Source organism: Candidatus Binatia bacterium, from assembly GCA_035631035.1.
Classification (GTDB): domain Bacteria; phylum Eisenbacteria; class RBG-16-71-46; order SZUA-252; family SZUA-252; genus DASQJL01.
On the sequence record DASQJL010000037.1, the window covers coordinates 1 to 10,337 of the forward strand.

Here is a 10,337-nt window from a genome sequence, read left to right on the forward strand (position 1 = left end):
GTCCAGGAGCCGCTGCTCCAGCTCGACCGGGGACGACTCGGGGGCCGGCGCGGGGGCGGCGCCGGGCCCCTTGGCCCCGGCGTCGGCGCGCCGGCGCGCGCGGGTCACCGAGAGATTCCGGGCAAAGCGGAGCAGCCACGGAAAGAAGCGCTTCCCCTCGGGCAGGCGGGAGATCTCGGCCAGCCCGCGCGTGAAGGTCTCGATCGCGAGCGCCGTCGCCTCGTCGTGGTTGCGCGTGAGCGCGTACGCCAGCCGGTAGACCGGCCGCTCGTAGTGACGGATCAGCTGCCGGTACGCCTCGCGATCGCCCTGCTGCGCGGCGCGCACCCGCTCCGTCTCCAGAGCCTCGTCCATCCAGAGCGTCTCCGCGCTCTTCGATTCCGCCACGGTGCCCTCCACGCCGGTGGATCGGGCGGCCCCCCGGGCCGCGACTTTCCCGCGTTCGATATCGGCAAGGGATCGGCCGATCTGGAGCCGCGGGCAACGCCGGTTCACGGCGCGCCTCCGCGTTGACGCTTGAGGCAACCGGGGCCGGCCCAAGCGTTTCGGGGGGCCCGCCGGGGTCGGCGGGACGGGTGCGAGTCAACGACAGGGAGCAGGGGCAAGGCCCTCAGCCCGGTCGCGGGTTCGGAGCTCCGCCGTCAAGCTGCTGCAATAAGGGGAATTACGGGAAAGGCTCCGGCGTGTGAACCCCCGGCATGAGGGGTGCGATGGGGGAGATCACCGGCGATGTGCCGGAGCCGCATATAAAGGAAGGAAGAATGGCGGGGCGTCCTCTCAAGGGGGAGAGCATTGCGGAGTCGGGGCCGCGGTGCGGTGAAGCCGAGGAGGCGAAGAGGCGTCCCGCCTCAATGTTCGGGGGAGGCGCGAACGGAAGCCGCGCGGCGCCATCGAGCGCCCGGCGACCGGGCTCGCGCACCCCCATATTCATCTTCCCCCGCGGGTGCCGTCCCGCGGGGAGCCGCGCGCGCCCCTCCGGACCCCTTTTCCGTTGACCTCGGTACCCTCACCCACTATCCTGTCGGGCTCGTAGTCGCCGTCGCGATGTCGCTGCAGACGCGGTCCGCCGCAGGGCTTAGCGGCGATCGTCTCGCGGAGGCCACGCAGTGACCGAGAAGGATCCAAAGAAGGTCACCGCCTGGCGGCAGGTCGGGCTCCTGACGACGATTCCGTTCATCCTCGCGCTGGCGCCCATCGTCGGTTACTTACTCGGGCAATATCTCGACAATCGGTTTCACACGCGCCCGTGGCTGAGCGTGATTCTGCTCGCGCTCGGTTTCGTGGCGGGCGTGCGCGAGACGGTCAACATCATCAAGCTCTCCCAGAGGGAGGACTAGCCGCTGGTCTTCGCGAAGACGCAGGAAGGGACGCTCCTCTCCCGGTCGCTCCGGGCGTCCTGGATCATGGCTCTGGCCTTCGCGGGACTTCTCGCACCCTCGCGGCCCTTCGGCGCCGCGTCGCTTCTTCTGGGGCAGCTGCTGGCGGCCCTCAACTTCCTCTTTCTCGAACGGCTTGTGAAACTCTTCACACAGGCGTCCCTCTCGAAGGCTCCTGCCGATGCCGCCGGGGCGCGCGCCGGCGTTCTCGGGTGGGGCGGCCTCAAGATGGCCGTCGTCTACGGCGGGGCGTTCGCGCTCACGCGGTGGAACCGGCTCGAGATCTGGCCGCTCGTCGCCGGTCTCTCCATCCCGCTCGCCGCGATCTTCCTGAAGGCCGTCATGCTGGCGCTCGCGCCGCGACGTTCGCCCTTCGGCGCGCGCAAGAGCGTCGGGTCGACGCTCGCGTTGGCGCTCCTCGCGGGTGCGCTCCTCGCCGGCGGGCTCGCGGCGGCCGGGGTCCATCCCTCGCGCGCGCTGGCCCAGCGGACGGTGACCCAGGAGGAAGCGACGCCTCCCGCCGCCCACCCGGGGGCCACGGCGCCCGAGGGCTCGGCCGCGCACACGGTGTCGCCGCCCAACGCGCCGCCGCACGACGTTCCCGCCGAGGGCGGGGAGCATGGCGGCGGCGGCGAGCAGCACCTCCCCAACTGGCTCACGATCCTGAACGATTGGCTGCCCGGGAATCCGGCCGTCCACTGGATGCACGAGAACGAGTACCTCGTGTTCGCCTGGATCGCCGGGCTCGTCTTCCTCGCGATCATCGTGATCTTCATGAAGCGCGACGCCCTCGTGCCGGGCCCCGTCCAGAACGCCATCGAGTGGGTGGTGGAGAGCATGGAGGACGTGGTCGGGGGGATGCTCGGGAAGCACACGCACCGCTACTTCCCGTTCATCATGGCGATCTTCTTCTACATCCTGACGATGAACATGATCGGCATCATTCCCGGCTTCAAGTCCGCGACCTCCACGCTCGACGTGACGCTGGCGCTCGCGCTGATCACGTTCCTCTTCGTGCAGGTCTCGGGCATCCGGAACCTCGGCATCCTGGGCTACCTGGACCACCTGGCCGGGTCGCCGCGCGACGTCGTGGGCTTCGCCATGCTCCCGGTCATGATCCCGGTGCACATCCTGGGGGAGCTGGTGAAGCCGGTGAGCCTCTCCTGCCGACTCTTCGGGAACATCTTCGGCGAGGACACGCTGATCGTGGTCTTCGTCGGGGTGGCGGCGCTCTGCCTCAAGGCGTCGCTGACCGCGCTGGCGGTGCCGCCGATGCTGGGCATCACCGCGCTCTTCATGCTGCTCCAGACGCTGACGAGCATCGTGCAGGCCCTGATCTTCTCGCTTTTGACCACGGTGTATCTCTACATGATGCTGCCCCACGAGTCGCACGACCACGGCCACGAGCACGCGCCGGCGGACGTGCCGCACGTGAGCGGCTCCTTCCCCACGGAACCCAAGGAGGTGAAGTCATGAATTTCGCAGCGACACTCGGCCTGGCGCTCCCGATCGGGATCGGCCTCGCCGCCATCGGCTCGGGCATCGGCCTCGGCTTCATGGGGCGCGGCGCCATGGAGGCGATGGGCCGTCAGCCGGAGGCCCTTCCGCGCATCCAGGTCGCCATGATCATCGGTTTCGGCTTCATCGAGGCGCTCACGATTTACGCGTTCGTCACGATGTTCTTCCTTCAAGGGAAGATTCAGTAACCGGCCGGAAGCGGCGCCGGCCGGGGGTTTCGGTCGGCCGCCCTTCCCGAGCCCGAGAAGGCGCATGGATCAATTCGTTCACCTGAATCAGCTGCTCGCGCACGCGCTCAGCTTCATCGTCTTCTTCTTCCTCGTGCGCGCCGCGTTCGCGGCGATCATCTATCCGCCGATGCGGGAGCGGAAAGAGCGCATCCTGGCCGAGCTGGCCGGGATCGAGAAGGGGAAGGCCGCCGTCGAAGATCTCAAGGCCCAGTACGAGGGGCATCTCAAGCGCATCGAAGCCGAGAGCCGCGACCGGATCCAGCAGGCCGTCGCCGAGGGACAGCGCGTGGGCGCCGAGATCCGGGAGATCGCCCGGAAGGAGGCGCAGGAGACGATCACGCGCGCGCGCGAGGAGATCGTCCTCGAGCGCGACAAGGCGCGGGTCGAGCTCAAGAACGAAGTCGTCGAGCTCGCGGTGGAGATCGCGGAGAAGGTGGTCCGGGAGGAGCTCACGCCCGCGCGCCACCAGAAGCTGCTCGACGAGTTCCTGGCCGGGGTCGGCGAGGCGCGGTGATCTCGGTCACGCTGGGGCGCCGCTACGCGCGCGCCCTCCTTCACCTGGCGCAGAAGCACGGCTCCCTGGACACGGCCGAGGAGGAGCTCCGCGAGATCGCGGGGCTCGCGCGGCGCGACGTCCGCGTCCGCCGCTTCTTCGAAACGCCGGGCATCGCGCGCGCGGAGAAGATCGCCTTCCTCGAGAAGTCCTGGAAGCCGCGTCTGTCGCGCCCGGTGTACGGGCTCCTGATCGTCCTGCTCCGCCGCCGCCGGCTGGATCACCTGATCGTGATCGCGGACGAGTTCCAGAAGCTGGCCGAGCAGGCGAAGGGACTGAGCCGGCTCCAGGTCCGGACGGCCGTCCCGCTCTCCGAGGCCCAGGCCGAATCGCTGACGCGCGCGCTGACCGCGCGCACCGGACGCACCATCGTGCTCACGCGCGAGGTGGACCCCTCCCTGATCGGGGGCGCGGTCGTCTCGCTGGATCATCATGTCATCGACGGGACCCTCGCGACGGAGCTCTGGCGGATACGCCGCCGGCTCCTCGCCACCCGGGTCCACGGCTGAGGTTCGACCATGGCATTCAAGCCTGAAGAAGTGAGCGCGGTGCTCGAGCAGGAGATCGAGCGGTACGAGTCCCGGCTCGAGATGGAGAGCGTGGGAACGGTGCTGCAGGTGGGCGACGGCATCGCCCGCGTCTGGGGGCTGGACGACGCCATGTCCGGCGAGATGGTGCTGTTCCCCGGCGACGTGAACGGCATCGTCCTGAACCTGGAAGAGGACAACGTCGGCGTGGCGCTCTTCGGCTCCGAGGAGGCGATCAAGCAGGGCGACACGGTGCGCCGCACCGGGAAGCTCGCGTCGATCCCGGTCGGCGAGGCGATGGTCGGCCGCGTCGTGAACGCGATCGGCATTCCCATCGACGGCAAGGGCCCCATCGCCACCACCGAGACGCGATCGCTCGAGGGTCACGCGCCCGGCGTGGTGGATCGCCAGCCGGTGAACCAGCCGGTGCAGACCGGCCTCAAGGCGATCGATTCGATGATCCCCATCGGACGCGGCCAGCGCGAGCTGATCATCGGCGACCGCCAGACCGGCAAGACCGCCGTCGCGATCGACACGATCCTGAACCAGAAGGGGGGCGACCTCTTCTGCATCTACGTCGCCGTCGGCCAGAAGGACTTCACCGTCGCCAAGGTGGTGAAGATCCTCGAGGACCACGGCGCCATGGAGTACACGACCGTCGTGGCCGCGGGCGCCAGCGAGACGGCGCCGCTCCAGTACATCGCGCCCTATACGGGCTGCGCCATCGGCGAGTACTTCCGCGACAAGGGGAAGCACGCGCTGGTGATCTACGACGATCTGTCGAAGCACGCCGCGGCGTACCGCCAGCTCTCGCTGCTCCTGCGCCGGCCGCCGGGCCGCGAAGCGTACCCCGGGGACGTCTTCTATCTCCATTCGCGGCTCCTCGAGCGCGCGGCCAAGCTGAACGACAAGCTCGGCGCGGGCAGCCTCACGGCGCTCCCGATCATCGAGACCCAGGCGGGCGACGTCTCGGCGTACATCCCGACCAACGTCATCTCGATCACCGACGGGCAGATCTTCCTGGAGAGCGATCTCTTCTTCGCGGGCATCCGCCCTGCGATCAACGTCGGCATCTCGGTGTCGCGCGTCGGCGGCAAGGCGCAGACCAAGGCGATGAAGAAGATCGCCGGACGCCTGCGGCTCGACCTGGCGCAGTACCGCGAGCTCGCCGCGTTCGCGCAGTTCGGCTCCGACCTGGACAAGGCGACGCAGGCGCAGCTCACGCGCGGCGAGCGCATGGTCGAGCTGTTGAAGCAGGGGCAGTACCAGCCGATTCCGGTGGAGCGCCAGGTGGCGATCGTCTACGCCGGCACGAACGGCTACCTGGACGATCTCCCGGTGACGTCGATCCGGGACTTCGAGATCGGCCTGTACGAATTCCTCGACCAGAAGTACGCCGACGTCATCCACGACCTGCGCGCGAAGTACGAGCTGACCGACGCGATCGAAACCCGCCTGAAGAAGGCGATCGAGGCGTACAAGGTCGAGTTCGCCGCGCGGAAGAGGAAGCCTTGAGGGCCGGCAGGACCCGGTAATGGCCACCCTTCGCGAAATCCGGACGCGGATCCGCTCCGTGCGGAACACCGCGCAGATCACGAAGACCATGGAAATGGTCTCCGCGGCCAAGCTTCGGCGCGCGCAGACGGCCGTCGAGTCGGCGCGGCCCTACGCCAAGCTCCTCGGGGAGGTGCTCCAGAATCTGGCGCAGGCCTCGGGGGACGTGCTCCACCCCGCCTTCGTGCGGCGCGAGGTGCGAGCGCGCGTGATCGTGCTCGTCACCTCGGACCGCGGCCTCGCCGGGGCGTTCAACGCGAACCTCATCCGGGCCGTGGAAGCGCTGATGCGCGAATCCCCCCGGCCGACCCGGCTCGTCCTCCTGGGCAAGAAGGGCTATGCCTACTTCCGGCGACGGAACGCCGACGTGTTCTCCTTCCGCGACGACATGGGCGGCGTGGCGGACTGGAAGTACGCGGAGGGACTGAGCCGCGACCTGCTCGATCAATTCCTCTCCGGAGCGATCGACGAGGTCGACCTGGTCACCACCCACTTCAAGAGCGCGCTCTCGCGGGAGATCGTCGTCGAGCCGCTCCTCCCGCTCGGGTCGGTGCGCGCCGCGGGAACCCCCGCGCGCGACTATATCTTCGAGCCGGGCCCCGAGGAGATCCTGGCCCGGATCGTCCCCTATTTCCTCGCGATGCGCCTCTACACGGCTCTCGCCGAGTCGGCCGCCTCCGAGCACGGCGCCCGCATGATCGCGATGGGCTCGGCGACCAAGAACGCGAACGAGATGATCCAGAACCTCACGCTCCACATGAACCGGACCCGGCAGGCCACGATCACCCGCGAGATCGTCGAGATCGTCGGCGGGGCCGAGGCGCTGAAGTAAAGGAAGGGCGATGGCGAACGCGAACGGCAAGAAGGGCAGCACCGAAGGCAACATCGGCGAGATCATCCAGGTCATCGGACCCACGGTGGACGTGCGGTTCGAGCCGGAGCGGCTCCCGAAGATCCTGAACGCGCTGACCATCCAGGATCCCGACAGGGGAATCGACCTCACCGTCGAGGTGGCGCTCCACATCGGGGACGAAGTGGTGCGCTGCGTCGCCATGTCCTCGACCGACGGCGTCACGCGCGGCATGGCCGTGCGCGACACGGGCGGCCCGATCACCGTGCCGGTCGGCCGTCAGACCCTCGGCCGCGTCTTCAACCTGCTCGGGGAGACGATCGATCAGTCGGGCCCCGTGTCGGAGCCCGGGAAGCGCCTCCCGATCCACCGCGCGCCGCCGTCGTTCGAGGAGCAGGAGACCGTGACCCGGATCTTCGAGACCGGCATCAAGGTCGTCGACCTGCTCGCGCCGTACGCCAAGGGCGGGAAGATCGGCCTCTTCGGAGGCGCCGGACTCGGCAAGACCGTCATCCTTCAGGAGCTGATCCGGAACATCGCCACCGAGCACGGCGGCTTCTCGGTCTTCTCCGGCGTCGGCGAGCGCACGCGCGAAGGGAACGACCTCTGGCTGGAGATGAAGGAGTCGGGCGTCATCGACAAGACCGTGATGGTGTTCGGCCAGATGAACGAGCCCCCCGGCGCGCGGCTCCGCGTCGCGCTCACGGGCGTCACCATGGCCGAGTACTTCCGCGATCAGGAGAACCAGGACGTCCTCTTCTTCGTGGACAACATCTTCCGCTTCACGCAGGCGGGCTCGGAGGTATCGGCGCTCCTCGGCCGCATGCCGAGCGCGGTCGGCTACCAGCCGACCCTCTCCACCGAGATGGGGGCGCTTCAGGAGCGGATCACGTCGACCAAGCGCGGCTCGATCACGTCGGTGCAGGCGATCTACGTGCCCGCCGACGACCTGACCGATCCGGCCCCGGCCACCACGTTCACGCATCTCGACGCGACGACCGTGCTCTCGCGGCGCATCTCGGAGCTCGGGATCTATCCCGCCGTGGATCCGCTCGACTCCACGTCGCGGATCCTCGATCCGAACATCGTGGGCGAGGAGCACTACAACCTGGCGCGCGCCGTGCAGAAGATTCTCCAGCGCTACAAGGAGCTCCAGGACATCATCGCCATTCTCGGCATCGACGAGCTCTCGGACGACGACAAGCTGATCGTCGCGCGGGCGCGCAAGATCCAGCGCTTCCTCTCGCAGCCCTTCTTCGTGGCCGAGCCGTTCACCGGCACGCCGGGCAAGTACGTGAAGCTGGAGGACACGATCCGCTCGTTCCAGCGGATCGTCGCGGGCGACTGCGACCACATTCCGGAGCAGGCCTTCTACATGATGGGCACCATCGACGACGTGTTCGCCAAGGCCGAGCAGATGGGAGTGACCGCGGGCGTCTAGCCCCGCGCCGCCATGACCGAATTCACCTTCCGGCTGGTCACGCCGCAGCGCATCGTCTTCGAGGGCCCGGTCGTCTCGATCCAGGCGCCGGGCTCCGAGGGCTACCTCGGCGTCCTCGCCCACCACGCGCCGCTGATCACCACGCTGAAGGAGGGGCGCCTCGAGATGCGCGACCCCTCCGGACGCGTCACCGCCTGGCACGTGACCGGCGGCTTCCTGGAGGTCTCGAACAACCGCGCGTCGGCCCTCGCCGACTCGGCCGAGCCGACCGCTTGACCGGGGCCGGGGCGATCCGGTGGATCATGATCGTCTCCGGCGCGCTGACCTGCACCATGGTCACGACGGCGTTCACGCCGGCGGAGACGCTCCGGTCCATCTTCGGCGTCTGGCCCGAAAGTCCCGAGACCGATCTCGTGGCGCGCAACTGGGCCATCCTGATCGGGCTCATGGGCGCCCTGCTGGTCTACGGCGCGTTTCATCCCGCGGTCCGGAAGACGGCGCTCGTGGTGGCGGGCGCGAGCAAGGCGGTCTTCGTCACGCTCGTGCTCTCGCAGGGGAACCGCTTCCTGTCGCACCAGGCCGGCATCGCCGTCGCGGTCGATGGCGTCTGGGTCCTCATCTTCGCCGCTTACCTCTGGAGCTCGCGAGGGCGCCGGATCGCGGCCACCCATTGACTTTCGAGGGGCGGTAGGCTCAGGCTGTCTCGCAGTTCCCCTGCCGGACCGGGTGGTTCTATGAAGGCCGCGTCTTTCTCACCTCCGCGCTATCGCCCGCTTGCTGCAGCAAGCGCACTCCTGATTCTGACCTTCATGGGTGGAGTGGGCTGCGCTCACTGGCAGCCGATCCAGCGCGAACACATCGCGAGCACCCTGCGCGACAGCAAACCCGACTACGCCAGGGTCGGCGCCGGCGGGTCGGTGCTGCTGGTCCAGCATCCCCAGGTGCGGGCGGACACCCTTCACGGGACGACGCGCGCGGATCGCGGCAAGCCCGTCGCGATTCCCCTGGCGTCGGTCGATTCGCTGTCGCTCTATCGAAACGGAAGGACCGACGCGCGCCTCTTTGGGATCGGGATCCTCACGATCTCCGTTCTTTTCGTTGCGGCGGCGATGAACGTGAACCGCGCCATTCCCTAGCAGCCCACGATTCAATCGCGCGCGGCCTGCTAGAATCCTTCAATGCGCATCCTCGGAATCGAAACCTCCTGCGACGACACCGGCGCCGGGATCGTCGAGGACGGTCGCCTGCTGGGTCACGTCGTGCGCGCGCAGGACGTGCATGTGGAGTACGGCGGCGTGGTGCCCGAGCTGGCCTCGCGCGCGCACATCACGCTCCTTCCCAGGATCCTGGATGAGCTTCTCGCGAAGACGGGCCTGACCCTGGCCGACATCGATGGCGTCGCGGCCACCGCGGGGCCCGGCCTGGTCGGCTCGCTGCTGGTCGGCCTCGAATTCGCGAAGGGTCTCTCCATGGCGCGCGGGATCCCGCTCGCCGCCGTGAACCACGTCGAGGCGCACCTGCTCTCGCCGGCGCTGGAGAACAATCTTCCGTTCCCCTACATCGGGATGGTCGCGTCCGGCGGGCACACCGAGATCTATCACGTGCCCGAGCGCGGCCGCGCCGTCCGCCTCGGATCGACGCGCGACGACGCCGCGGGCGAGGCGTTCGACAAGGTGGGGAAGCTGCTCGGACTGCCCTATCCGGGCGGCCCCGAAGTGGACCGCCTCGCGCGCGAGGGAATCCGGACGCGATCGCCTTCCCGGTGGCCCGGCTCGGAGCCGACACCCTGGACGTGAGCATGAGCGGGCTCAAGACCGCGGTGAAGCTGCTGGTCGAGAAGGAGCCCGATCCGATCCCGCCGGAGCGCGTCCGCGACATCGCCGCCTCGGCGGAGCGCGCCATCGTGACCGCGCTGATCGAGCGGCTTTCGCTGGCACTGGACCGGCACCCGGCCCGCGCGCTCGCGATCGCGGGCGGCTGCGCCTGCAACACGCGACTTCGCCGGGACGCCGGAGCGCTCGCCGCCTCGCGCGGGATTCCGGCGCTCTTCCCCTCACCGCCGCTCTGCCGCGACAACGGGGCGATGATCGCCTATGCCGGTTGGGCCGCCCTCACGACCGGCCGCGCGAGCGCGCTCACGGTCTCGGCCGTGCCCAACCTGGATTCGTTCGACTGACACGATCGTCGGCTCCCCCGGCGCACAGGGTTTTACGTTCGCCGGGGAACGTGCCGGAATGGCGCAGGCCGCATCTCCCGGCCAAGCACCCCTTGCTCCGGCGTCGGTAAGG

12 protein-coding genes and 1 pseudogene are annotated in these 10,337 nt (G+C 68.8%); 12 read left to right on the plus strand and 1 reads right to left on the minus strand.

What is annotated here, in order from left to right:
• On the minus strand, positions 1-387 hold a 387-nt coding region (locus tag VE326_03460; GenBank protein HYJ32252.1), incomplete at its 3' end, for a sigma factor.
• A 719-nt stretch (positions 388-1,106) separates the two neighbouring features.
• Between VE326_03460 and VE326_03465 the strand changes: the two genes are divergently transcribed.
• The 12 genes and pseudogenes from VE326_03465 to tsaD all read left to right on the plus strand — a co-directional run bounded on the left by VE326_03465 (position 1,107) and on the right by tsaD (position 10,225).
• Positions 1,107-1,337: an AtpZ/AtpI family protein gene (locus tag VE326_03465; protein HYJ32253.1), complete on the plus strand. Its 231-nt coding sequence runs from the start codon at positions 1,107-1,109 to the stop codon at positions 1,335-1,337.
• A gap of 66 nt (positions 1,338-1,403) precedes the next feature.
• Positions 1,404-2,852 (plus strand): F0F1 ATP synthase subunit A, encoded by a 1,449-nt coding sequence (atpB, locus tag VE326_03470; protein HYJ32254.1) that lies wholly within the window; start codon positions 1,404-1,406, stop codon positions 2,850-2,852.
• Entirely contained in the window at positions 2,849-3,082 is a 234-nt protein-coding gene (gene atpE, locus VE326_03475) for an ATP synthase F0 subunit C (protein ID HYJ32255.1), read from the plus strand. Before atpB ends, atpE begins: the two co-directional genes overlap by 4 nt.
• 64 nt (positions 3,083-3,146) lie before the next feature.
• Positions 3,147-3,638 carry a F0F1 ATP synthase subunit B gene (atpF, locus tag VE326_03480; GenBank protein ID HYJ32256.1) on the plus strand — a complete coding sequence of 164 codons (492 nt, stop codon included), beginning with the start codon at positions 3,147-3,149 and terminating at the stop codon, positions 3,636-3,638.
• The gene (gene atpH, locus VE326_03485; GenBank protein ID HYJ32257.1) at positions 3,635-4,186 is read left to right on the plus strand and encodes an ATP synthase F1 subunit delta; all 552 of its coding nucleotides are present in this window, start codon (positions 3,635-3,637) and stop codon (positions 4,184-4,186) included. The genes atpF and atpH overlap by 4 nt, the downstream gene beginning before the upstream one ends.
• Before the next feature lie 9 nt (positions 4,187-4,195).
• Positions 4,196-5,719 carry a F0F1 ATP synthase subunit alpha gene (atpA, locus tag VE326_03490; protein HYJ32258.1) on the plus strand — a complete coding sequence of 508 codons (1,524 nt, stop codon included), beginning with the start codon at positions 4,196-4,198 and terminating at the stop codon, positions 5,717-5,719.
• 19 nt (positions 5,720-5,738) lie between these two features.
• Positions 5,739-6,590, plus strand: a complete 852-nt coding sequence (gene atpG / locus VE326_03495) for an ATP synthase F1 subunit gamma (GenBank protein HYJ32259.1) — start codon at positions 5,739-5,741, stop codon at positions 6,588-6,590.
• 10 nt (positions 6,591-6,600) lie between these two features.
• A complete protein-coding gene (atpD, locus tag VE326_03500; GenBank protein HYJ32260.1) occupies positions 6,601-8,049 on the plus strand; it encodes a F0F1 ATP synthase subunit beta in 1,449 nt (482 codons plus the stop codon).
• A gap of 12 nt (positions 8,050-8,061) precedes the next feature.
• Complete coding sequence (atpC, locus tag VE326_03505; protein HYJ32261.1) at positions 8,062-8,325, plus strand: ATP synthase F1 subunit epsilon; 264 nt, start codon at positions 8,062-8,064, stop codon at positions 8,323-8,325.
• Positions 8,322-8,723 carry a hypothetical protein gene (locus VE326_03510; GenBank protein HYJ32262.1) on the plus strand — a complete coding sequence of 134 codons (402 nt, stop codon included), beginning with the start codon at positions 8,322-8,324 and terminating at the stop codon, positions 8,721-8,723. The genes atpC and VE326_03510 overlap by 4 nt, the downstream gene beginning before the upstream one ends.
• 135 nt (positions 8,724-8,858) lie before the next feature.
• Positions 8,859-9,185, plus strand: coding sequence for a hypothetical protein (locus VE326_03515; protein HYJ32263.1), 327 nt, complete (start codon positions 8,859-8,861; stop codon positions 9,183-9,185).
• Positions 9,186-9,227: 42 nt separating this feature from the next.
• Positions 9,228-10,225, plus strand: a pseudogene (gene tsaD, locus VE326_03520) (tRNA (adenosine(37)-N6)-threonylcarbamoyltransferase complex transferase subunit TsaD).
• Positions 10,226-10,337 lie beyond the last annotated feature (112 nt).